Raw genomic sequence first — 23,213 nt, 5'->3', positions numbered from 1 at the left:
CTTCCATCGACGGCCTTGCTTCGCGGCATTTTGGCTTGAGGCAAATCAACACGAAGGCCGTGCTTTACCTCCAGAAAGCGCGTTCCCTCAAAGAGGAACACGCATCTTGGCGACTACACCTCAGCTAACGGCCAAATTGACCGGCGATACGCTCGAACTGCATCCGGGCGGAGCCTGGATTGCTGCAAATGGCGCCACGCTCGAGGCGCTCTCGAACGCCGTTGCAGCTCAACTTGACAGCTCGAAGGCCGTGAATCTGGATATGAGCGGGGTGCGCGAGCTCGATACGCTCGGGGCCTGGCTGCTCGAGAAAATGTCGCGCCGCGCCGCGTCGGCCGGGCATCGCGCTGACATGGTTGGCATCGCCGGCAATTATGCCGGCCTGATCGAGGAGATCCGTCAAGTCAATCGTCACAATCCCGAGCCGCAGCCGGCGCCAAATCCTGTGCTGGTCAAAGTGGGTGAAGTCGGCCGGTCGGCGGTCGATGCGACGGAGGATGTCGCCGTGTTCCTGCAGATGCTGGGCTCGCTTTGCCTGGCTGTCTTCGGCGTGCTGCGCAGGCCGAGATCGCTGCGGCTGACATCTCTGGTCTATCAGTTCTACAGGGTCGGATGGCAGGCGATCCCGATCGTCGTGCTCATCACCTTCCTGATCGGCGCGATCATCGCGCAGCAGGGCATCTTCCACTTCCGGAAATTCGGCGCTGATTCCTACGTCGTCGACATGGTCGGCATTCTGGTGCTGCGCGAATTGGGCGTCCTGATCGTCGCGATCATGGTCGCCGGCCGTTCCGGCAGCGCCTACACTGCCGAACTCGGTTCAATGAAGATGCGCGAGGAAATCGACGCGCTGTCGACCATGGGTCTGGATCCGGTCGAGGTGCTGATCCTGCCCCGCGCCATCGCGCTGATTTGCGCATTGCCGATCCTGACGTTCATAGGATCGATGGCCGCGCTCTATGGCGGCGGTCTGGTGGCCTGGTTCTACGGCGGCATGGGGCCGGCGATCTTCATTGCGCGGCTGCACGATGCCGTGTCCGTGACCAGCTTCGAGGTCGGCATTATCAAGGCGCCCTTTATGGCGCTGGTGATCGGCGTCGTTGCCTGCAGCGAAGGATTGCGGGTGTTGGGAAGCGCCGAGTCGCTCGGCAAGCAGACGACGACCTCGGTCGTGAAGTCGATCTTCCTGGTGATCGTTCTCGACGGACTGTTCGCGGTATTTTTCGCATCGGTCGGAATGTAGCCATGCAGGAGCTTGATCCGCAGCCTGCGATTCGCGTCAACAACCTCGTGGTCGGCTTCGGACGGCACGTGGTGATCGACCATCTGTCGCTCGAGGTCAGGAGGGGCGAGATCCTTGGTATGGTCGGGGCCTCCGGCGGCGGCAAGTCGGTGCTGATGAGATCCATCATCGGGCTCATACCGCGGCAGGGTGGCGAGATCGAAGTCATGGGCGCCACGATCACCGGAGCCCATGATCGCAGCACGCAGCACGCCGCGGGGAGCTGGGGCGTTCTGTTTCAGCAGGGCGCGCTGTTTTCATCGCTCACGGCGCGGCAGAATATCCAGTTTCCGCTCCGCGAAAATCTCGTGCTGTCGGAAGCGCTGATGGACGAGATCGCCACCGCCAAGCTCGAAATGGTCGGGCTGACAGCGGAGGATGGCGACAAGTTTCCTGCCGAATTATCTGGCGGCATGACCAAACGTGTGGCGCTGGCACGGGCGCTCGCGCTGGATCCCGCGATCGTGTTTCTCGACGAACCGACCTCAGGTCTCGATCCGATTGCGGCGGGCGAGTTCGACGTTCTGATCAAGACATTGCAACAGACATTGGGGCTGACGGTGTTCATGGTCACCCACGATCTCGCCAGTCTGAATACGGTCTGCGATCGTGTTGCTGCGCTCGCGGACGGCAAGATTGTCGCCATCGGACCGATGCGCGATTTACTTCAATCCCAGCATCCCTGGGTGCGGGCCTATTTTCACGGCAAGCGCTCCCAGATGCTGCAACCCCAAGCGAGTTAAGAGATGGAAACCCGTGCTCCTTTCGTCGTCGTCGGCGCCTTCGTTCTGGCGGCAATCGCCGCGGTGTTCGGCTTCGTTTACTGGCTCCACAATACCGGCGGGCTCGGGCCACGCGCGACCTATCATATCCAGTTTGATGGTTCGGTGCCTGGGTTATTGGTCGGCGCCGCTGTGCTCTTCAATGGCATCCGCGTCGGCGAGGTGACGGACCTCGCTCTCGCCTCGGATAACCCCCGCGGCGTCAACGCGACGATCTCTGTCGCCACGTTGACGCCAGTGCGATCCGACACCAAGGTCGGTCTCGACTTCCAGGGCCTGACCGGCGTTCCCGTCATCGCGCTCGAGGGCGGCAAGCTCCTGGCCAATTCCGGTGCGGTGCCGACGCTGATCGCCGAACCCGGCGCGGGTGAGGGCATGACGCAAGCCGCCCGCGACGCATTGCGCCGGGTCGATTCGGTGCTGGCTGAAAACGCGGAGCCGTTAAAGGACACCATCGCCAACCTCCAGGTTTTCTCGGAGGGGTTGGCGCGAAACACCGGAAAGCTCGACGGCATCGTTGCGGGGCTCGAGAGGATGACGGGCGGCGGCGCATCAGCCGAGCCCAAAATTACTTACGATCTGCAAGCGGCGCGGGGTTTCGCGCCCCCGACCAAGACGATCAAGGGACAATTGGCGATTCCGGAGCCCACGGCGATCGCGATGCTTGAGACGCAGCGATTCCTGTTCTCGCCTGCGACCGAGGTTCCGGGTTTCGCGAATGCGCTATGGGCCGACAGCATTCCGAAGTTGATCCAGGCCAGATTGGTCGAGAGTTTTGAAAACTACGATATTGCCCATGCCCCATTACGTGCGGCGGATGTCGGACAAACCGACTTCCAGCTTCTGATCGATGTCCGCTATTTTCGGATCGCCCAGGATTCGGGGCCGACCGCCGAGATCGGGCTCTCGGTGAGGATTCTCGACAAGAATGGAAAAGTCGTCGCGTCGCGCGTGTTTGACGAAACCCAAGCTTTCGACAAGATTGAACCGGTGGCAGCGGTCGCCGCGTTCAACGATGCGTTTGGCCGGATTGCGAAGGGGATCATCGCCTGGACGGTGGAGACACTGTAGTGCGGCCGCAGAAAATTTCTGCTCGAGGCTTTTCAGGTCCAATCCAGCCTGAAGATCGATTTAACGTGACCTCGGAGAAAGTTGAAACGCCGGTTCCGTTGATCCAGATCAATCGCGAGACGAACGTTTCGATCATGTTCGCTTTATTCGGGCGTTGCTGACATACACAGCCGCCTGGTATTGCGAGATCCGAAGAAATGTCGAGCGTGCCCGGAATGCAGACAACCGATGTCGCCCGATCCGATTTGAAGTACAACAAATCCCAGCTTTGTTCGCTTTGTGACGTTCGGTCGCTCGGCATATGTGGAGCACTGGATCAGACCGATCTTCTGCAATTCGAGCGGCTCGGGCGTCATGTTCATTTCGCCGCAAAAGAGGCTCTGTTCACCGTGGGCGAGCCAGCCGGCTACGTCTACAATCTCACCGCAGGCGTTGTCCGTCTGTACCGGCTGCTGCCGGACGGCCGGCGCCAGATCATCGGCTTTGCGCTGCCGGGTGATTTTCTCGGCACAACAGCCTTTGATCGTTATGGTTTCTCGGCTGATGTGATCGAGACGGTCGCGGCGTGTCGAGTCACCCGGGACGCATTCTCTCTTTTCAGCGAAAGCAGGCCGCATCTCCTGCGTCGAATAAATGAGTTCGCCAGCCGCGAACTCATGCTCGCTTACGATCAAATGCTCCTGCTTGGGCAGCGCACCGCGAAAGAGAAAGTTGCGACTTTTCTGATCGGCTGGCGCGACCGCTTGGCGCGCATCGGCGATACGAAGAAAACAATACGGCTACCTATGAGCCGTCAGGATATCGCGGATTTCCTCGGACTTTCGATCGAAACGGTGAGCCGGACATTGACCGCGTTCGAGCGGGAAAAAATGCTCGTCATTGTCACCGGCGGCGTCCGCCTGCTGGATGCGGGCCGCGCCGAAGCCCTGGCGGCAGTGTAGCGACGGCCTTCCGATTTGATCCGTGTCAAAGATCGATTGCGGCGAGTCGGGCATTAATCCTCCATGACAGGAGGTCGGCCATGCCAATCGATTCAGTGTTTGTCTCCGTAGCCGTAGTTTCGATGTTCGTCGTTTTCGCCGGGGTGCTGTTCTGGGGGGATTTGCAGACGCGCCCGCGGCACCTCGTTGCCAAGCGTGGAGATTCTGAACGGCACCGAAAATGATCGACTGAGCCTGCTTGGGGTTGCTTCGGCGGAGAGGAAGCCAAATGAGAAACGTGTCGGTAGTGCCTGGAAAATCGTCCCGGACCGGAGCCTTTCTGGGTTGGATCCGGGCCTTGGTTTCGAAAAGCGCGGATCTGGACGAGCTGCGACGTGTCAATCGTGGGGAGCTCGAGCAGATCGCACGGGACCTGATTCTTTCGCCTCGTGATCTCTATGCTCTTTTGGAGAATAATTTCCCGCGCGATCTCTTAAAGGAGCGCTTGGCAGAATTCGAACTTTCGCCAGCCGCTGTAAAGGCGCGGCATCCCGATGTGTTTCACGATTTGCAGCGGGTTTGCGGGAATTGTCCATCGACCAAGCGTTGCGCCGGCGAATTCGCGCAACAGGATCACGGTCTGCATCGGTCCAGCTACTGCCCCAACACGCCAACCCTGCAGGCCCTGAAACAGGAAAATCTCGAATCGAACGCGCGGGCGTCCTTGCCGATCGGTCCCTGCTGCTGTTGAGCGTCGCAGCATCGTGTCCGGCGGGAAATGCGTCGCCACAGCAAGCATAGCCTGTTCGTTTCTGTCCGAGATTGTGCGGAGCCATCAGGTTTTGATTTCGATCAAGACCGCAGGAACGAAAGTGTGATCTTTCGGCGTGGCAATTTTAAAGAAGAAGCTCGGCATGAACGAATATCCCACCCCAAAGCAGATGACGTTCGGCGAAGCCGCCTTGGCACCGCTATTTGTAATCTTCGCCTTTCTTTCCTTGATCGGAGCTGCGAAGGCCCAAGACAGTGCTTTTGCGTTTCACGCATCGCTGGCGTGTGCGGCGAGCCTTTGGGCGGCCTTCACGATTCTCAACCGCTATTTTGACCGTCCGGCATCCTTGCCGGCACAGGAAATCAACGGCCGGCCTAATTATAATCTGGGCCCGATCAAGTTCTCGGCGGTGATGGCGGTATTCTGGGGGATTGCCGGTTTCAGCGTCGGATTATTGATCGCATCTCAACTCGCGTGGCCGGCGCTCAACTTCGACCTGCCGTGGACGAGCTTCGGCCGGCTGCGGCCGCTGCATACGTCAGCCGTGATCTTCGCCTTCGGCGGCAACGTGCTGATCGCGACCTCATTCTATGTGGTGCAGAAGACCTGCAGGGTGCGCCTTGCGGGGGATCTCGCACCCTGGTTTGTCGTAATTGGTTACAATTTTTTTATTCTGATCGCAGGCACCGGCTACCTTCTCGGCGTAACTCAATCCAAGGAATACGCCGAGCCCGAATGGTATGCCGATCTGTGGCTGACGGTTGTCTGGGTCACTTATCTGCTGGTGTTCCTGATGACGCTGGTGAAGCGTAAGGAGCCTCATATTTTCGTTGCGAATTGGTTCTATCTCGCCTTCATCATTACCATCGCGGTGCTTCACCTGGGAAATAATCCGGCAGTGCCGGTGTCGGTGTTCGGCTCGAAGTCCTACATACTTTGGGGCGGTGTCCAGGACGCCATGTTTCAATGGTGGTACGGGCACAATGCGGTGGGCTTCTTTCTCACCGCGGGCTTCCTCGCCATCATGTATTATTTCATTCCCAAGCGAGCCGAGCGGCCGGTCTATTCCTATCGGCTGTCGATCATTCACTTCTGGGCGATCATCTTTCTCTATATCTGGGCCGGGCCGCACCATCTGCACTACACGGCATTGCCTGACTGGGCGCAGACGCTTGGCATGACGTTCTCGATCATGCTCTGGATGCCGTCTTGGGGCGGCATGATCAACGGGCTCATGACGCTGTCCGGCGCGTGGGACAAGCTGAGGACGGATCCGGTCCTCCGCATGCTGGTTGTTTCGGTTGCATTCTACGGCATGGCGACGTTCGAAGGCCCGCTGATGTCGATCAAGGTGGTGAACTCGCTCAGCCACTATACGGACTGGACAATCGGCCATGTCCACTCAGGCGCCCTCGGCTGGGTGGGATTCGTCTCGTTCGGTGCGCTCTATTGCCTGTTTCCCTGGCTATGGGATCGCAAGGGCCTTTACAGCCTCAAGCTCGTCAGCTGGCACTTCTGGATCGCGACGCTGGGGATCGTGATCTACATCTCCGCGATGTGGGTTTCGGGCATCCTCCAGGGCCTGATGTGGCGTGCCTATACGTCGCTCGGTTTTCTTGAATATTCCTTCATCGAATCCGTCGAGGCGATGCATCCGTTCTACGTGATCCGCGCCGCCGGCGGTGCGTTGTACCTGATCGGCGCGCTGATCATGGCCTATAATCTCTGGATGACCGTGCGCGTCGGCGAAGCTGAAGTGCAGTCGCCTGTCGCTCTTCAACCGGCGGAATGAGGAGCAACAGAATGTCGTTTTGGAGCAGGCACCAGATCCTTGAGAAGAATTCAATCGTCCTGATCGCGGGAATTCTTGCGGTTGTCGCGATCGGAGGCCTCGTCGAGATCACGCCGCTATTTTATCTCAAGAGCACGATCGAAGTGGTTGACGGCGTCAGGCCGTACACGCCGCTCGAACTCGCGGGCCGCAACATCTACATTCGCGAGGGCTGTTACCTCTGCCACTCGCAGATGATCCGGGCGCTGCGCGATGAAGTCGAACGCTACGGCCATTACTCGCTCGCGGCCGAGAGCATGTATGACCATCCGTTTCAGTGGGGGTCCAAGCGTACCGGTCCCGATCTCGCGCGGGTCGGCGCCAAATATTCCGACGAATGGCATGTCCGTCATCTGACCAATCCTCGCGCGGTCGTGCCGCAGTCGGTGATGCCCGGATATTCGTTTCTCGCCGAAGCGCAAGTCGATCCGGCGACGATCGCGGATCACCTGCGGACCAACCGCGCTATCGGCGTACCCTATTCGGATGATCAGATTGCAAACGCCGCCGCAGACCTGAGGGCGCAGGCCGATCCCGATGACGCCGGGGCGGATGCGTTCGCAAAACGCTATCCGAAGGCAGTCGTGCGGAATTTCGACAGCAAGCCTGGCGCTCCCACGGAAATGGATGCGCTGATCGCCTATTTGCAGATGCTCGGCACGCTGGTCGACTTCAAGCTGTACGACGAAAAAGCAAATCTTCGCTGAGCAAATCTTTGCTGAGAAGGCAGGACAATGAGCGTATTCCTAACGGTCGAGAATTTTACATCGCAGTTCGTCGTGACGTTCTGGACGCCGATCTTCGTCGGGATCTTTATCGCCATCGTGACTTACGCGCTTTGGCCTCGCAATCAGGCTGCCTTCGACGAGGCGTCTAAAATACCGTTGCGGGAGAAATAACAAGATCATGGCCGAGCACAACGACGATTTCGACCACGTCTCCGGCAAAACGACCACAGGTCATGAGTGGGACGGCATCAAGGAACTGAATACACCGCTGCCGCGGTGGTGGATCATCACGTTCTACGCAACCATCGTATGGGCGATCGGGTACTGGATCGTGTATCCGGCGTGGCCGATGCTGTGGAGCAACACCCCGGGCATATTGCACTATTCGTCGCGTGGACAGGTTGCCGCCGAGCTTGCCGATCTGGAAAAGATCCGCGGTGAGAAAATGGTCGCGCTCGGCGCGACTTCGCTCGCGGACATCGAAAAGGATCCGTCATTGCTGGCTCTTGCCCGTGCCCGCGGCAAGACCGTGTTTGGCGACAACTGCGCGCCGTGCCACGGCAGCGGTGGCGCGGGGGCGAAGGGCTTTCCCAACCTTAACGACGACGATTGGTTATGGGGCGGCACGCTTGACCAGATCATGCAGACGATCCAGTTCGGCGTCCGCTCCGGTCATGCCAAGGCGCACGAGGGTTCGATGCTCGCGTTCGGCAAGGAGGGCATCCTCAAGACGGACGAGATTGTCACGGTTGCGAATTATGTGAGGTCGCTATCGGGCCTGGCCACGAGCCCGGGCTTCGACGCCGCCAAGGGACAAAAGATCTTCGCCGATAACTGCGTCGCCTGCCACGGCGAAGGAGGCAAGGGAAATCAGGAGGTCGGAGCGCCAAACCTGACAGACAAGATCTGGCTTTACGGCTCCGATGAGCAAACCATTGTCGAGACGCTCACCTACGGCCGCGGGGGTGTCATGCCAGCCTGGGTCAACCGCTTCGATCCCACCACGATCAAATCACTGGCGGTATATGTTCATTCGCTTGGCGGAGGGCAGTAACCGCGGGTGGGTGAGGCTGCCTCGGATGCCGTTTGAGGTGGATCAACAGCGCTTCCGAAGTCGAAGTTAGGCTTGCTTTCAGGCGCGGGATCCACCGATGAACAAATCCGTCACTCCGATTGAACTGCAGTTCGACGACGACGGGCCGCTTTATGTGGCCCGGAAAAAAGTCTATCCGCAGAGCGTCACCGGAACGTTCCGCCGTATCAAATGGGGCCTGATGGCGTTCTGCCTCGGCATCTATTACCTGTTGCCATTCGTGCGGTGGAATCGTGGCTTGGGCGCGCCTAACCAGGCGGTGCTGGTCGATCTCCCCAACAGCCGCTTCTACTTCTTTTTCATCGAGCTGTGGCCGCAGGAAGTCTATTATTTTACCGGACTGCTGATCATCGCCGCCATTACGCTGTTTCTGATGAATTCGGTCGGTGGGCGTATCTGGTGCGGATATCTCTGTCCGCAAACGGTGTGGACCGACCTGTTCTACGCCGTCGAACGGCTGGTCGAGGGTGACCGCCGTGAGCGTATGAGAAAGGACGCCGCGCCCGCGAAACACAGGCTGCGGCGCCTCGGGGAGATCGCCCTCAAGCATTCGCTCTGGCTGCTGATCGCGTGGTGGACCGGTGGCGCCTGGGTTCTCTATTTCAACGACGCACCGACGCTGGTGAAGCAGCTTGTAACGTTCCAGGCGCCCATGCTGGCCTATATCTGGATCGCGATATTGACGGCGACGACTTATGTACTCGCGGGCTTCATGCGCGAACAGGTCTGCGTTTACATGTGTCCGTGGCCGCGCATCCAGGCCGCGCTCACGGACGAATGGGCGCTGAACGTCACCTACAAATACGACCGCGGTGAAAAGCGGACGTCGCTGAAAAAGGCGAACGAATTGCGGGCGCTCGGCGAGGCGGTCGGCGACTGCGTCGATTGTTACCAATGTGTCGCCGTTTGTCCGACCGGCATCGATATCCGCGACGGCGCCCAACTCGGCTGCATCCAGTGTGGTCTCTGCATCGATGCCTGCGATGCCGTAATGAAGAAGATCGGCAGGGAAACCCGCCTGATCGGATACGACAACGATATCAATATTCGCCGGCGCGAAGCCGGCGAGCCGCCGATCTACCGCGTCGTGAGGCCGCGCACCATCATCTATTCCGCCATGATCGCTGCCGTCGGTGCGCTCATGCTTTATGCGCTGCTGACGCGAACGCTGCTCGATGTCAACGTGCTGCACGATCGTAATCCCGTGGCTGTGCGGCTGAGCGACGGATCGATTCGTAACGCCTATACGGTACGGCTTTTGAACAAGCGAGGCTTCGATCGCGTCGTCGCGATCGACATCGATGGTCCGTCGAACGCAACCGTCCATGTTGTCGGAGCCGATTCCGTGACGCCGGACCGACCGATGATTATCCTCGGGCGGGATCAGACCACCGAACTGCGGCTGCTCGTGACCGCGCGCCCGGAGGACAATTCCGGGAAATCGATCCCGGTGACATTCCACGTCACCGATATCGGGCTGGGCGAGGTTGCGTCCGCGACCGACAATTTTGTCTCGCCATGAGACCTGAAGGAGCTTGGTATGACTAGATCGCCGGTTTCGCCGAGGCCGCTGACCGGAGGCAAGGTGCTTTTCATGCTGATCGCGTTTTTTGGCGTCGTCATCGGCGTCAACGTGATGATGATGAAGCTTGCCATCCAGACGTTACCGGGCACCGAGGTCGACAGCGCCTATAGCGCGAGCCTTGCCTATGAAGACGAGATCGCGGCTGCGCACCGGCAGAGCGAGCGAAACTGGAAGGTCGACGCGCATATTCAGCGTGGCGCGGACGGTGGCGCGACGCTGCTGGTAGAGGCGCGCGACAGCGGCGGCAAGCCGGTGTCCGGGCTGAAATTTCAGGGCCGCTTCGAACGGCCGACCGACAAGCGGGCGGATCAGGAAGTTGATCTCGCCGAAGTAGGAAACGGTATCTACCGCGGAAGCGCGCCACTGATCGCACCGGGGCAATGGGATCTGGTGCTGGAGGGCGACACGGCCGGTCAGCGCATGTTCCTGTCGAAGAACCGCGTTCTGCTGAACTAGGAAGGAAGCACCATGCAGGCGACGCGGGATTTTTCACACTATGTAAAGGATCTGGGTTCGGGTCTCTCGCACATCGATCTTGCGGTTGAGGGTGTCAGTTGCGCCGGATGCATGTCGAAGATCGAGCGCGGCCTTTCGGCAATGCCTGATGTAACGCTGGCACGCGTCAATCTGACCAACCGGCGGGTCGCGCTGGAATGGAAGGAAGGTGCGCTCGATCCCGCCAACTTCATCGATCGGCTCGCCGAGCTCGGATATAAAGCCTATCCATTCGAAACCGCCTCTGCGGAGGCGGCGGAAGACGAGCAGTCGCGCTTCCTGCTCCGATGCCTCGGTGTCGCGGCCTTCGCCACGATGAATGTGATGATGCTTTCCGTTCCGGTGTGGTCCGGCAACGTCAGCGACATGATTCCCGAACAACGCGATTTCTTTCATTGGCTCTCCGCCTTGATCGCGCTGCCCGCCGCGGCATATGCGGGCCGGCCGTTCTTCAGCTCGGCATTGCGGGCGTTACGCACGCGCAACGTCAATATGGATGTTCCGATCAGCATCGGCGTCCTGCTGGCGCTCGGGATGTCGGTGGTGGAGACCGTGTACCACGCCGAGCACACCTATTTCGATGCGGCGATCATGCTGCTGACATTTCTGCTGGTCGGGCGTTATCTCGATCAAAGCATGCGGCGGCGAACACGGGCTGTCGCCGGGAACCTTGCGGCGCTCAAGGCCGAAACCGCGACCAAATTCGTCGGAGCCGACGAAATTCTGGAAGTACCGGTAGCGGCGGTCCACCCCGGCGATATCGTCCTGTTGCGGCCGGGCGAGCGATGCGCGGTCGATGGCACAGTCGTCGCCGGGCGATCCGAGGTCGACCAAAGCCTGATTACCGGCGAGACAAGATATGTCACAGCGGATTCCGGTACCGCGATCTATGCCGGCTCGCTCAACATGACAGGAACATTGCGCGTTCGGGTTTCTGCGGCGTCGGAAGCAACGCTGCTGGCGGAGATCACCCGCCTGCTTGACAATGCATTACAGGCTCGCTCGCGTTACGTGCGCCTCGCGGACCGGGCATCACGGCTCTATGCACCGGTAGTTCATGCGACGGCGTTGCTGACCGTGCTGGGCTGGGTTCTGGCCGGCGCTACCTGGCATGATGCCATTGTCACAGGCATTGCTGTGCTGATCATCACCTGTCCCTGCGCGCTGGGGCTTGCGATTCCCACAGTGCAGACCGTTGCGTCCGGCGCGATGTTCAAGGCGGGGGTATTGCTCAATTCCGGCGATGCGATCGAACGATTGGCGGACGTCGACCGGATCATCTTCGACAAGACCGGAACCCTGACATTGCCCGATCTTGACGTGGTGAATGGAGCCGATATCCCCGCGGACGTATTCGCGCTCGCGGGTCAGCTTGCGCTTGCAAGCCGTCATCCGGTCGCGGCGGCGGTGGCGCGCGCTTCGGCCGCGAAATTACCGCTTGCGGGCGCAATCGAAGAGCCGGGGCAGGGGGTGCGCGGAGATATCGGCGGCGTGGAGCTAAGGCTGGGGCGGCCGTCGTTCTGCGGAGCCGAGCAATTGGCAAATGACGACCCCGACCTGGACCCCGAAGCCTCGCATGTTGCTTTCAGCGTCGGCGAAGCGAAATACCTGTTTTCGATCCGGCAGGGACTGCGACCGGACGCGCAGGCGGTGATTTCCGCGCTTCAGAGCCGAAATATCATGGTCGAGATTCTTTCGGGTGATCGGGAGCCTGCGGTTCGGGCCGCGGCGCGAGCGCTCGGGGTGCAGGAGTGGCGCGCGGGCGTGACCCCGGCCGACAAGATCGCACGTATTGACGAACTCAAAAGCCAAGGCTTCAAGGTACTGATGGTCGGCGACGGGCTGAATGATGCGCCGTCGCTGGCTGCGGCGCACGTCTCGATGTCGCCGATCAGTGCCACGCATCTCAGTCAGGCGACGGCCGATCTGGTGTTCCTCGGCAAGCCGCTGGCTCCGGTGGTCGTGGCCATCGATTTCGCGCGCAAGGCGCTGCGGCTCATGCGGCAGAACCTCTGGCTCGCGGTCGGCTACAACCTTCTGGCGGTCCCAATCGCCATCAGCGGAGTTGTGACCCCTCTGATCGCGGCTGCGGCGATGTCCGGCTCCTCGGTGCTGGTGATGCTGAATGCACTTCGCGCACGGCGCGTCGCGCAAGGAGGGTTTTGATGGAAGTGATGGTGATTCTCGTGCCGCTGGCACTTGGTCTCGGGCTGGTCGGCTTGCTCGGATTTCTCTGGTCGCTAAAGAGCGGCCAGTATGATGATCTCGAAGGCGCAGGCTGGCGCGCGATCGCAGATGACGACCAACTTCCAGAGCGCCGTACCGATTGAGCGCCGGCGCGTTCCGGGTTCCCAGTGGCATTTCGCGAGCAGCCATCGGCCAGATATTAAGCGGAACCCAAATTCGCTGATCTTTGCTCTTTTCCGACGTCTCAGGCGCGGCCTCGGAACCGGAGCCTGCCCAATCACGGTGTGTTTGCGTTCGATCAAGAAGCTCTCTGCCTCCGGCGGTACAAAGCGACTGTAGATACCGAGCCTCTCCTTTGGCTCGCTTTTGACAGAGTTGCCGGACGCCATGGATGTCAGCGCATCAACAGGTTCAGTCGTATCCGTCCGTGGCGCCGTCGTGGACGTACGGTTCGATGGCTCTCCCTTGCCTCCGATCAACACCGCCCTGATCGTGCAGTGGGACCGGCCCGAGCCATTGGTCCTCGAAGTGCACAGCCATGTAGATCGGGCTACTGTTCGCGGCATCGCGCTTCAGGCGACGGCCGGTCTTGCCCGCAGCACAAAGGTACGGGCGACCGGGACTTCGATCTCGGTGCCGGTCGGCAATGCCGTCCTGGGTCGGCTTCTCGACGTGGTGGGGACGGTGCAGGACCGCGGACCTGCTTTGGCGGCGGATACGCCTCGACGCGGCATCCACAATCCGCCGCCCACACTCGAAGAGGAGACCTCCGCAACCGCGGTTTTCGAGACCGGGATCAAGGTGATCGACCTTCTTGCACCGCTTGCCCAGGGCGGCAAGGCTGCGATGTTCGGCGGCGCCGGCGTCGGCAAGACCGTGCTGGTGATGGAACTGATCCACGCCATGGTCGAGAAATACCAGGGCATCTCCGTGTTCGCAGGTGTTGGGGAGCGCTCGCGGGAGGGACACGAGTTACTGACGGATATGCAGGGCTCGGGCGTTCTCGCGCGCACGGTACTGGTCTACGGGCAGATGAACGAACCGCCGGGCGCGCGCTGGCGCGTGCCGCTGACGGCGCTGACCATCGCCGAATATTTTCGTGACCAGAAGCACCAGAACGTGCTTCTGCTGATGGATAATGTTTTCCGCTTCGTCCAGGCCGGCAGCGAGGTGTCGAGCCTGCTGGGCCGGCTGCCGTCGCGGGTCGGCTATCAGCCGACGCTGGCGACCGAGGTTGCCTCGCTGGAAGAGCGGATCGCATCGGTTGCCGGCGCAGCCGTCACTGCAATCCAGGCGGTCTATGTGCCGGCCGACGACTTCACCGACCCGGCCGTGACGGCAATTTCCAGCCACATGGACAGTCTCATCATGCTGTCGCGTTCGTTGGCAGCCGAAGGGTTTTACCCCGCGGTTGATCCGCTCGCTTCGTCGTCCGTGCTGCTCGATCCCCTTGTGGTCGGCGAGGAACATTATCGTGTCGCCGAGCGCGCTCGCGAGGCCCTTGCGCGCTTCAAGGCGCTTCAGGACATCATCGCGCTGCTGGGGGTGGAGGAACTCGGTGCAGCGGACCGTCTGATCGTCAAGCGCGCTCGCCGGCTTCAGCGATTCCTAAGCCAGCCCTTTGTCGTGACGGAGGCCTTCACCGGCACGCCGGGCCGCAGTGTCTCCCGTGCGGATACGCTGGCTGGCTGCCGCGCCATCCTCGACGGCGAGACCGACGATTGGGCGGAGAGTTCGCTCTACATGATCGGATCGCTGGACGAGGCCCGACAGAAAGAGGCGGCCGCAGCCCGGTCGGCGCACCCGTCATGAGGTTGCGTATCGTCACCCCGCTGTCGGTTGTCGTCGACGAAGACGGCGTGCTCGCATTGCGCGCCGAAGACGCCAGCGGCAGCTTTGGGATTCTTCCCCGGCATGCGGATTTCCTCACCAGTCTGGCGATCTCGGTGGTCGAGTGGAAAAGCGCCAATGGGACGCAGCATTTTTGCGCGGTCCGCTACGGTGTCCTTTCCGTCACCGAAGGGCAGCAGATTGCCATCGCGACGCGCGAGGCGGTCGTCGGCAGCGATCTTGCGACACTGGACCGGAGCGTGCTGGCTCGCTTCCGCGCCGATACCGAGACGGAGCGGACGGAACGGGTCGAGAGCACGCGCCTGCAGCTCAACGCCATCCGCCAGATCATGCGCCACCTCCAGCCGGCCAGCCGCTCCGGATCGGGAGACTTCGCATGACCGGGCAAGAAAAAGATCCAGGCGATCAGGATCCGCTGGTGAAGGGCGTTCGGTTGCGTGGCGATCGTCACCGGCGATGGCTGCGCGAAGGCGATCCGTCGGTGACGCGCCGTCTCGCCCAGATTGGCGTGCTCGGCTGGATCATCGTGGTGCCGATGCTGATCGCCATCTTCCTCGGCCGTTGGCTCGACAAGACTTTCAACTCTGGACTGTTCTGGACCGCGCCACTTCTGATGCTGGGATTGGCGCTCGGCTGCTGGTCCGGCTGGAAATGGATGAAGAGCGCATGACATCACTTTCTTTTGCCAGCCTTTCTCCCGGGGCCATGGTCCTCGATCTTGCCGGACATTTCGTCGCCGGACTTCTGCTTGGCCTGGTCTACTTCCGCAGCCTTTGGTGGAACGCGCGGCTGTTTGTTGCGGGGGAACGCGTCGTCACGACGATCGGCCTCATGCTCGGACGCTTTGTCTTGCTCGGTGGTCTTTTGACCCTGGTCAGTTTTGAAGGCGCTTTGCCGCTGCTGGTGATGGCGCTGGGGATACTGATCGCGCGATCTGTGTTCATGCGTCGCGTAGGGGAGGCGGCGTTATGAAATCTCCGCTCTCCAGCGTCGTTCTCTTTTACGTAGGACCGGTGTCGATCAGCGAGGGCGTCGTCACCACCTGGGCGATCATGCTGGTGCTGATCCTCGGCGCTATCCTGGTCTCCCGGAATCTGTCGCTTGTCCCATCCCGGACCCAGGCGTTCTTCGAGTTGATCGTCGATACCGTGGACGGCCAGATCCGCGATACCATGCGGCTCGATCCAGCTCCGTACCGCGCTTTTATCGGCACATTGTTCAGCTTCATCTTCCTCGCCAATTGGTCCGAACTGGTGCCCGGCGTCGAGCCGCCGACCGCCCAGCTTGAGACCGACGCCGCGCTCGCACTGCTGGTCTTCGCCGCGGTGATCTGGTTCGGCGTTCGCGCAGGTGGAATCAGGGGCTATCTCGGCACGTTCGCCTCACCCAATCCGATCATGATCCCGCTCAACTTCATCGAGAGCCTGACACGCACCTTCTCGCTGCTGGTCCGCCTGTTCGGCAATGTGATGAGCGGCGTCTTCGTGATCGGTATCGTCCTTTCGCTGGCGGGCTTGCTGGTCCCGATTCCGCTGATGGCGCTCGATCTGCTGACCGGCGCCGTACAAGCCTACATCTTCGCAATCCTCGCCATGGTCTTTATCGCGGGTGCCGTCAGCGAGGGCGCATCCGCCCCGGACACTTCCAGCCAAAGGACTCCCTCATGAACTGGTTAGCTCTCGTCAGCATCGTCTCGGCCGCGTTGGCGGTCTCGTTCGGAGCGATCGGCCCCGCCCTGGCAGAGGGACGCGCGGTGGCCGCCGCGATGGACGCAATCGCCCGGCAGCCGGAATCAGCCAACACCATCTCGCGCACCTTGTTCGTCGGCCTCGCGATGATCGAAACCATGGCGATCTATTGCCTGGTGATTGCGTTGCTGCTGCTGTTCGCCAACCCGCTGTTGAAATGACGCCATGACGATCGACTGGTGGACGCTCGGCCTTCAGACCATCAATGTCCTGGTCCTGGTCTGGCTGCTTGGGCACTTCTTCTGGCGTCCGGTGGCCGCCATGATCGAGCAGCGTCGGGCCGCCGTGCAAAAGACGCTGGCCGACGCGGAGGCGAAGCGGGCGCAGGCGACCGCCGCGCTCGCCGACATCGAGCGGACGCGCACCGGTTTTGCCCGAGAGCGTGAGGCCATCTTGAAGGCCGCGCAGGAGAATGCAGAACAAGCCCGCAACGCGCGCCTGACTGATACTGCGAAGGAGGCAGCGGCGCTTGAGGATGCCGCAAAGACCAGGATTGCAAAGGAGCAGGAGGACGCCGAGAAGGCATGGACCGCGCGTTCGAGCCATCTCGCAGTCGATATCGCGCGGCGATTGGCTGGCCGCCTTGATGGACCTTCCGTGCGCACCGCCTTCCTGGGCTGGCTTCTCAAGGAAATCGGCAGATTGCCGGATGCGACGCGGCAGGCCGCGACGGAAGACGGAATCCTGCTCCAAGCGGTCAGCGCGACACCGCTCGAAGTGAGTGAGCAGGAACATTGTCGTCAGGCGATCGCGGACGCTTTCGGCGCTAAGCCGCAAATTACCTTCACGGCCGACCCAACGCTAATCGCCGGCCTGGAATTGCATGGCCCGGATTTCATCGTGGCCAACAGTTGGCGCGCCGATCTCAACCAAATTCTCACGGATCTCGCTCATGACAACCGATCCTGATCGAGGCGCCAATGCCTGGCTTGAGCAGGCCCGGATCAAGGTAGGCGCCGCAGCGCTTGGCCCTCGTGCCGAACAGATCGGCCGCGTCGAAGAAGTCGGGGACGGCATCGCGCTCGTCTCAGGTTTGCCGGACGTGCGGCTCGACGAACTCCTGCGTTTCGACAAGGGGCAGTTCGGTTTCGCCCAGGTGCTCGAAACCGGCCGGGTAGGCTGCGTTCTGCTGGATAATGTCGATGCGATCGAGGCCGGCGACACGGTGCGGGGCACCGGCGATGTGGTGCGTGTGCCGGTAGGACCGGGGCTGCTCGGCCGTGTCGTCGATGCGCTGGGCCGACCGCTCGACGGCAAAGGGCCGATCACAGCCGATACGCGGGAGCCGATCGAACGTCCGGCGCCGGCCATTGTCGACCGCGATCTCGTAACCCAGCCGGTTCAGACCGGCCTCGTCGTCGTCGATACGCTGTTCGCCCTCGGCCGCGGCCAGCGGGAGCTCATCATCGGCGACCGCGCCATCGGCAAGACGACGATCGCGATCGATACCATCATCAATCAGAAGTCCAGCGACATCGTCTGCATCTATGTCGCGGTTGGCCAGAAAAGTTCGAGCATCCGCCGCGTCATCGACGCGATCCAGGCCAATGGCGCCCCCGAGCGCTGCATCATCGTGGTGGCGGGGTCCTCGAGTTCGCCCGGACTGCAATGGATCGCGCCCTTTACCGGTTTCACCATGGCAGAGTATTTTCGCGACCGCGGCCAGCATGCCCTGATCGTTGTGGACGACCTCTCCAAACACGCCGCGACACATCGCGAGATCGCGTTGCTGACACGCCAGTCGCCCGGGCGTGAAGCCTATCCCGGCGACGTCTTCTACGTTCATGCACGGCTGCTCGAACGCGCGGCAAAACTTTCCAAGGAGAAGGGTGGGGGCTCGTTGACGGCGCTGCCAATCGCCGAAACCGATGCTGGCAATCTCAGCGCCTACATCCCCACCAACCTGATCTCGATTACCGACGGCCAGATCGTGCTCGACGCCAGGCTTTTTTATGAAGGCCAGAAGCCGGCTGTGGATGTCGGTGTCAGCGTCAGCCGGGTTGGTGGCAAGACCCAGGCGCAGGCGTTGCGGGATGTGGCGAAGACGGTGCGGCTCGATTATGCGCAATTCCTCGAGCTCGAGATGTTCACCCGCTTCGGCGGGATGCCGGACACGCGGGTTCGCCAGCAGCTGACGCGCGGCGCCCGAATTCGCGCCATCCTCGATCAGCCGCAGCACGCGCCGCTCCGGCTCGCCGATGAGGTAGCTCTTGTCCTTGCCATTCAGTCAGGTCTGCTTGACCAGCTGCCTCTGCCCGCCGTGGTCCAGTTCCGCCGAGGCCTGAACGAAGCGCTCAACCGCGGCGCGCCGGATGCCGTCCGGGCGATCCAGGAAACGGGTGCACTCGACGCTATGACTGAGCGCGCTCTCCGCGAAGCGCTGCAACGCTACGTCGCGATCGTCATGCCGCCGGCTGCGGTGGCCGCGCCATGACCGAGCGGCTGGCGGACATCAGCGCTCGCATCGACGGCGTTCGTCAGCTCGGCGCGGTCGTGAATGCGATGCGCGGCATCGCGGCAGCACGTGCCCAGCAGGCCCGCACCCAGCTCACGGCGGTTGACAGCTATGCCTCGACGATCGCGGCCGCCATCGGGCGAGCCATCACGCTCGCTCCCTCCACCCGGTACGATGGCGCGCGCACCTCGATGCGACCCGCGCTCGTGCTGTTTTGCGCCGAGCAGGGGTTTGCCGGTGCTTTCAGTGAAAGGGTGCTTGATGCGGCCGTTGCCGATCTCGCGACGTCAGAACTCTTTCTCATCGGCACGCGCGGCGCCGCCGTGGCGGCCGAACGCAACGTCACCACGAGCTGGCAGAGCGCCATGCCGTCGCACTCGCTGGGTGTACCCAAGCTGGCCGACCGAATCGCAGCGGCACTCTACGCCCGGATTGGAACAGGAGAGATCGACCGGCTCGATGCGGTCTTCAGCCGATGGCAACCCGGCGACGGCATGCATATCGAACGCCGCCGGCTGTTTCCGCTGGACATGACGAGCTTTCCCCGACCAGCCAATACCGATACGCCGCTCGTGAATTTGCCGTCAGAGCAGCTCTTGAGCGGGCTAACGGCGGATTACCTCCACGCGCAGCTTTGCAGCGCGGCGCTGCATGCTTTCGCTGCCGAAAACGAAGCCCGCATGGCGGCGATGGCCTCGGCGCGTCACCAGATTGAGCGTCAGCTATCGACATTGCAGGCAACCCAGCGGCTGGTGCGGCAGGAAGAAATCACGGCCGAGATCATCGAACTTGCCGCTGGCGAGACGGCAAGCCAAGGCGATTCTGGTTGAGCGGATCCTCGCTAAATTGATCACAGCGCGGCCCGTTGGAGACCGGATTCGCGGGCGTCGCTTCGGCAGGCGGCCAATTTATGCCGTGAGATGCTCGCCGCCATCCACAGGGATGACGGTGCCGGTCATCCGCCGTGCTGCATCGCTGACCAGGAATGCCGCGAGGTTGCCGACATCCAGAATGTCGACGAGATGGTGCTCGGGCGCCCGCGCCGCTGCTGCCTCAAGCAACTCGTCGAACTGGTCGATGCCGCTGGCCGCTCTTGTTCGGATCGGTCCGGGCGAGATCGCATGGGCGCGGATGTTCTTGGGGCCGAGTTCGGCGGCGACGTAGCGCATGCTGCTTTCCAGCGCCGCCTTGACGGGGCCCATCAGGTTGTAATGCTCGACCACATGTTCGGAGCCGTAAAAAGTCACCGCAAGCAGACAGCCGCCCCTGGGCATCAAGGGCTCGGCGAGATGAGCCATCCGAATAAAGGAATGGCATGAGACGCTCATGGCCATGCCGAAGCCGGCGGCGGAACAGTCGGTTACGCGGCCATGCAGATCGTCGCGCGGCGCGAAAGCGATTGAATGCAGCAGGAAGTCGAGACCACCCCATTCGGTCTTGATCCGGTCGAACACAGTTTCGAGCTGTCCCGCCACCTGGACGTCGCAAGGCAGCACAAGCTCGCATCCGAGCCGGTCCGTGACAGTGCGCACGAACGGCTCGGCTTTGTCGTTCAGATAGGTTGCCGCGAGCCGCGCGCCTGCACGGGTGAACGCCTCGGCACAGCCGGCCGCGATGCTGTGCTCGTTGGCTATTCCGATGACGAGGCCGCGTTTGCCGCGCAGGTCGACGAGCGGGTGAAGGTCCTGCGATTCCTTGACGTCAGACATTGGCAAGACTCCCTCTCTGCTAGGACGGTCGGGCAAGCAGGCTTTGGCGCGGCCATGTCGCGGGCCTTCACGTCCCGACGCTGGATTTCGGCCGGACCACGTCCAGCGTGTGGCGGGCGATCATCGCCTCTTCGTCGGTGGGTATGACCCGAACATCGATGCGGCTCTTCGGCGTACTGATCAGGTTGGGTTTCGCCTGCCTGTTCGCGACCTGATCGAGCTCCACCCCAAGCCACCCGAGCCGCGCGCACACCATCTCGCGGATGGCAGGCGCATGCTCGCCGATGCCGGCGCTGAAAACCAGGCCGTCCAGTCCGCCAAGCGAGCTTGTGAGGGCGCCGACCTCCCGTGCGATCCGGAATACGAAGAGCTCGACCGCCTCTTTGGCTTGAACGGCGTCGCTATCGAGGAGGGTGCGCATGTCGCTCGCGATTCCGCCGGAGACGCCGAGCAGCCCCGATCGCTGATAGAGCAGATCTTCGACCTGTTTCGCGGTCAGGCCGCGTTCTTCCTGCAGATAGAGAATTACGCCCGGATCCAGGTTGCCGGAGCGGGTCCCCATCACGAGTCCGTCCAAAGCGGTGAAGCCCATGGTGGTGTCGACGCTATGCCCATCGTGCATGGCGCAGAGGCTGGCGCCATTACCGAGATGTGCCGCAATGACACGTCCCCTGGCCAGGTCCGGGGCGATCTCGCGCAGGCGTCCGGCGATATATTCATAGGACAGGCCGTGAAAGCCATAGCGCCGCACGCCCGCATCCTCGTATTCGCGCGGCAACGCGAACCGGGTGGCAACCGCAGGCATCGTGTGATGAAACGCTGTGTCGAAGCAGGCCACCTGCGGCAGCTTCGGGCGGGCAGCGGCGATCGCCCGAATTGGTGCGACGTTGTGAGGCTCGTGCAACGGAGCAAGTGGTGTCAACCGATCCAGTGCGGCCAGAAGATCCGGCGTTGCGAGTTCCGGCCGATAATGATCCGGCCCGCCATGGACCACGCGGTGTCCGACCGCGATGAGGCTGTCCTCGCGAAGATGGGTTTCGGTCCAGCCAATCACCCCCTCCAGCAGCGACTCGAAAGCTTGATGGGGGGCCGGCCAGGTTTGATCCGCCAGTATCGTTCCCGCCTTGTCTCGTACCGAGAAGTGCGGTGCCGAGCCGATCCCTTCGACCTCGCCCTGCGACGCGAGCCGCAACGACGAGGCGCCATCTATTTCGAACAGGGAGAATTTAATGCTCGATGAGCCCGCATTGAGGGTCAGAACAGCGTCCGCCATGCTTAAAGTCCCACTGCCGCGGCGCTGTTATGTGCAATCAGCACCGCGAGCGCGCAGGACGCCCTACGGGTGCGCTCGCCGTCAGCCCGGCTTGTGAGAATGATGGGCACGCGTGCACCGACCACCACGCCTGCCGCATCGGCTCCCGCCAGGAAGGTGAGCTGCTTCGCAAGGATGTTCCCCGCTTCGAGGTCAGGCACGACAAGGATATCCGCCTGTCCTGCGACTTTGGAGACGATTCCCTTCTCGGCCGCGGCTGCCGGGCTCACCGCATTGTCGAATGCCAGCGGTCCATCCACCAGGCCGCCGGTGATCTGACCGCGATCAGCCATCTTGCAAAGCGCTGCGGCGTCGAGCGTCGAGCGCAGCTTGGGGTCGACGGTCTCGACCGCCGAAAGCAGCGCCACGCGAGGTGTCTCGATCCCCATGACATGGGCAAGGTCGATGGCGTTCTGCACGATATCCCGCTTTTGCTCGATATCGGGGGCGATATTTACTGCCGTATCGGTCACCATCAACAGACGCGGATAGCTCGGCACATCCATGAGATAGACGTGGCTTAGTCGGCGGCCGGTATGCAGTCCACTGTCCGGCACCAGGACTGCGTGAAGCAGTTCATCGGTATGCAGCAGGCCCTTCATCAACAGCGCGGCCTCACCGGTTTTTGTCAGTGCGACGGCCGCCGCCGCCGCGGTTACGCTGGTGGGCGTGTCGACCAACCGATAGGTCGAGATATCGAGATTTGCCGCTTTCGCCGTTGCGATCATTTTTTCCTTCGGCCCGACCAGGATCGGGATGATGAGGCCGGCCTGCGCGGCCTCGACGGCGGCGCCCAAAGCATTCGCATCGCAGGGATAAGCGACCGCCGTCGCTAGCGGCGGGTATTCGGCTGCTCTCGCCAGCAGTGCGCGGAGTCGCTCGTGACGGCTGAGCTGTACCCCAGGCAATTCCACGCGTGGCCGCCGGACCTTCTCCCTCGGAGCCCGGACATGGGCGGTGCCGCTGATCACCAACTCGTTGCTTTGATTTGTGCAGCGGCAGTCGAGGACCAAATCTCCCTTCTCGGGATGTTTTTCCGTCACCCGAAGGGTTGCGGTAATCCGATCGCCAATACTGACGGGACGAAGAAAGCGCAGATCCTGACCGAGATAGATCGTACCCGGCCCGGGTAATTTCGTGCCCAGGACCGCAGAGATCAGACCGGCCTCGAGGATGCCTTGCGCGACAATCTTGTGAAACATGTCGGTCTCGGCATAGGCCGGGTCCATGTGCGCCGGATTGACGTCGCCGGAGACCACGGCAAACAGCTCAATGTCTTGCTGGGTCACGGTCCGCGAGAGGGCGGCAGTTTCCCCGACCTCGATCTCGTCATAGATCCGGTTCTCGATCATTAATTCGGGCGCGCAAGCGGGGGCGATCTGCACGGTCGTT

The 23,213-nt window shown here is 61.7% G+C and carries 24 protein-coding genes; 21 read left to right on the top strand and 3 right to left on the bottom strand.

The genetic code is table 11. The annotated features are described in order from the left end of the window. Nucleotides 1-106: 106 nt before the first annotated feature. From BLV09_RS11120 to BLV09_RS11020, 21 genes are all read left to right on the top strand, one after another. Nucleotides 107-1,243 carry an ABC transporter permease gene (locus BLV09_RS11120; RefSeq protein WP_146687316.1) on the top strand — a complete coding sequence of 379 codons (1,137 nt, stop codon included), beginning with the start codon at nt 107-109 and terminating at the stop codon, nt 1,241-1,243. Between the two features lie 2 nt (nt 1,244-1,245). Beyond that, nucleotides 1,246-2,025, top strand: coding sequence for an ABC transporter ATP-binding protein (locus BLV09_RS11115; RefSeq protein ID WP_100380976.1), 780 nt, complete (start codon nt 1,246-1,248; stop codon nt 2,023-2,025). Nucleotides 2,026-2,028: 3 nt separating this feature from the next. After that, a complete protein-coding gene (locus BLV09_RS11110; protein WP_146687315.1) occupies nt 2,029-3,135 on the top strand; it encodes an ABC-type transport auxiliary lipoprotein family protein in 1,107 nt (368 codons plus the stop codon). Nucleotides 3,136-3,350: 215 nt separating this feature from the next. After that, nucleotides 3,351-4,076 (top strand): Crp/Fnr family transcriptional regulator, encoded by a 726-nt coding sequence (locus tag BLV09_RS11105; protein WP_146687314.1) that lies wholly within the window; start codon nt 3,351-3,353, stop codon nt 4,074-4,076. A 920-nt stretch (nt 4,077-4,996) separates the two neighbouring features. Beyond that, the gene (ccoN, locus tag BLV09_RS11100) at nt 4,997-6,619 is read left to right on the top strand and encodes a cytochrome-c oxidase, cbb3-type subunit I (protein WP_433994414.1); all 1,623 of its coding nucleotides are present in this window, start codon (nt 4,997-4,999) and stop codon (nt 6,617-6,619) included. 11 nt (nt 6,620-6,630) lie between these two features. Further along, entirely contained in the window at nt 6,631-7,365 is a 735-nt protein-coding gene (gene ccoO, locus BLV09_RS11095; protein ID WP_146687313.1) for a cytochrome-c oxidase, cbb3-type subunit II, read from the top strand. A 27-nt stretch (nt 7,366-7,392) separates the two neighbouring features. Beyond that, entirely contained in the window at nt 7,393-7,557 is a 165-nt protein-coding gene (locus tag BLV09_RS11090; RefSeq protein WP_100380981.1) for a cbb3-type cytochrome oxidase subunit 3, read from the top strand. A gap of 7 nt (nt 7,558-7,564) precedes the next feature. Further along, complete coding sequence (ccoP, locus tag BLV09_RS11085) at nt 7,565-8,440, top strand: cytochrome-c oxidase, cbb3-type subunit III (RefSeq protein ID WP_146687312.1); 876 nt, start codon at nt 7,565-7,567, stop codon at nt 8,438-8,440. Between the two features lie 97 nt (nt 8,441-8,537). Continuing rightward, nucleotides 8,538-10,001, top strand: a complete 1,464-nt coding sequence (ccoG, locus tag BLV09_RS11080) for a cytochrome c oxidase accessory protein CcoG (RefSeq protein WP_146687311.1) — start codon at nt 8,538-8,540, stop codon at nt 9,999-10,001. A gap of 18 nt (nt 10,002-10,019) precedes the next feature. Then, entirely contained in the window at nt 10,020-10,520 is a 501-nt protein-coding gene (locus BLV09_RS11075; RefSeq protein WP_146687310.1) for a FixH family protein, read from the top strand. Between the two features lie 12 nt (nt 10,521-10,532). Then, the gene (locus BLV09_RS11070; RefSeq protein WP_146687309.1) at nt 10,533-12,725 is read left to right on the top strand and encodes a cation-translocating P-type ATPase; all 2,193 of its coding nucleotides are present in this window, start codon (nt 10,533-10,535) and stop codon (nt 12,723-12,725) included. Further along, complete coding sequence (gene ccoS / locus BLV09_RS11065; protein ID WP_100380986.1) at nt 12,725-12,889, top strand: cbb3-type cytochrome oxidase assembly protein CcoS; 165 nt, start codon at nt 12,725-12,727, stop codon at nt 12,887-12,889. The genes BLV09_RS11070 and ccoS overlap by 1 nt, the downstream gene beginning before the upstream one ends. A gap of 244 nt (nt 12,890-13,133) precedes the next feature. Continuing rightward, nucleotides 13,134-14,558 carry a F0F1 ATP synthase subunit beta gene (atpD, locus tag BLV09_RS11060; protein WP_146691065.1) on the top strand — a complete coding sequence of 475 codons (1,425 nt, stop codon included), beginning with the start codon at nt 13,134-13,136 and terminating at the stop codon, nt 14,556-14,558. After that, on the top strand, nt 14,555-14,977 hold the full coding sequence (locus BLV09_RS11055; RefSeq protein ID WP_146687308.1) for a F0F1 ATP synthase subunit epsilon: 423 nt from the start codon (nt 14,555-14,557) through the stop codon (nt 14,975-14,977). The genes atpD and BLV09_RS11055 overlap by 4 nt, the downstream gene beginning before the upstream one ends. Further along, nucleotides 14,974-15,267, top strand: coding sequence for an AtpZ/AtpI family protein (locus tag BLV09_RS11050; RefSeq protein WP_100380989.1), 294 nt, complete (start codon nt 14,974-14,976; stop codon nt 15,265-15,267). The genes BLV09_RS11055 and BLV09_RS11050 overlap by 4 nt, the downstream gene beginning before the upstream one ends. After that, a complete protein-coding gene (locus BLV09_RS11045; RefSeq protein ID WP_244549040.1) occupies nt 15,249-15,569 on the top strand; it encodes an ATP synthase subunit I in 321 nt (106 codons plus the stop codon). Before BLV09_RS11050 ends, BLV09_RS11045 begins: the two co-directional genes overlap by 19 nt. Beyond that, on the top strand, nt 15,566-16,264 hold the full coding sequence (locus BLV09_RS11040) for a F0F1 ATP synthase subunit A (protein WP_146687307.1): 699 nt from the start codon (nt 15,566-15,568) through the stop codon (nt 16,262-16,264). Before BLV09_RS11045 ends, BLV09_RS11040 begins: the two co-directional genes overlap by 4 nt. After that, on the top strand, nt 16,261-16,506 hold the full coding sequence (locus tag BLV09_RS11035; RefSeq protein ID WP_100380991.1) for a F0F1 ATP synthase subunit C: 246 nt from the start codon (nt 16,261-16,263) through the stop codon (nt 16,504-16,506). Before BLV09_RS11040 ends, BLV09_RS11035 begins: the two co-directional genes overlap by 4 nt. Nucleotides 16,507-16,510: 4 nt before the next feature. Beyond that, on the top strand, nt 16,511-17,254 hold the full coding sequence (locus BLV09_RS11030) for an ATP synthase F0 subunit B (RefSeq protein ID WP_146687306.1): 744 nt from the start codon (nt 16,511-16,513) through the stop codon (nt 17,252-17,254). Continuing rightward, nucleotides 17,238-18,779 (top strand): F0F1 ATP synthase subunit alpha, encoded by a 1,542-nt coding sequence (locus tag BLV09_RS11025; RefSeq protein ID WP_146687305.1) that lies wholly within the window; start codon nt 17,238-17,240, stop codon nt 18,777-18,779. Before BLV09_RS11030 ends, BLV09_RS11025 begins: the two co-directional genes overlap by 17 nt. Further along, nucleotides 18,776-19,630 carry a F0F1 ATP synthase subunit gamma gene (locus tag BLV09_RS11020; protein ID WP_146687304.1) on the top strand — a complete coding sequence of 285 codons (855 nt, stop codon included), beginning with the start codon at nt 18,776-18,778 and terminating at the stop codon, nt 19,628-19,630. Before BLV09_RS11025 ends, BLV09_RS11020 begins: the two co-directional genes overlap by 4 nt. A 78-nt stretch (nt 19,631-19,708) precedes the next feature. Here BLV09_RS11020 and fabI read toward each other — a convergent pair whose 3' ends face one another. From fabI to BLV09_RS11005, 3 genes are all read right to left on the bottom strand, one after another. Continuing rightward, nucleotides 19,709-20,509, bottom strand: a complete 801-nt coding sequence (fabI, locus tag BLV09_RS11015; protein WP_146687303.1) for an enoyl-ACP reductase FabI — start codon at nt 20,507-20,509, stop codon at nt 19,709-19,711. Nucleotides 20,510-20,576: 67 nt separating this feature from the next. Beyond that, nucleotides 20,577-21,782, bottom strand: coding sequence for an acetate/propionate family kinase (locus BLV09_RS11010; RefSeq protein WP_146687302.1), 1,206 nt, complete (start codon nt 21,780-21,782; stop codon nt 20,577-20,579). A gap of 2 nt (nt 21,783-21,784) precedes the next feature. Beyond that, the gene (locus tag BLV09_RS11005) at nt 21,785-23,173 is read right to left on the bottom strand and encodes a bifunctional enoyl-CoA hydratase/phosphate acetyltransferase (protein ID WP_146691063.1); all 1,389 of its coding nucleotides are present in this window, start codon (nt 23,171-23,173) and stop codon (nt 21,785-21,787) included. Nucleotides 23,174-23,213 lie beyond the last annotated feature (40 nt).

Origin of the sequence: Bradyrhizobium canariense (assembly GCF_900105125.1) — a bacterium.
GTDB lineage: Bacteria > Pseudomonadota > Alphaproteobacteria > Rhizobiales > Xanthobacteraceae > Bradyrhizobium > Bradyrhizobium canariense_A.
This window is presented reverse-complemented; position numbering and strand designations above follow the sequence as displayed.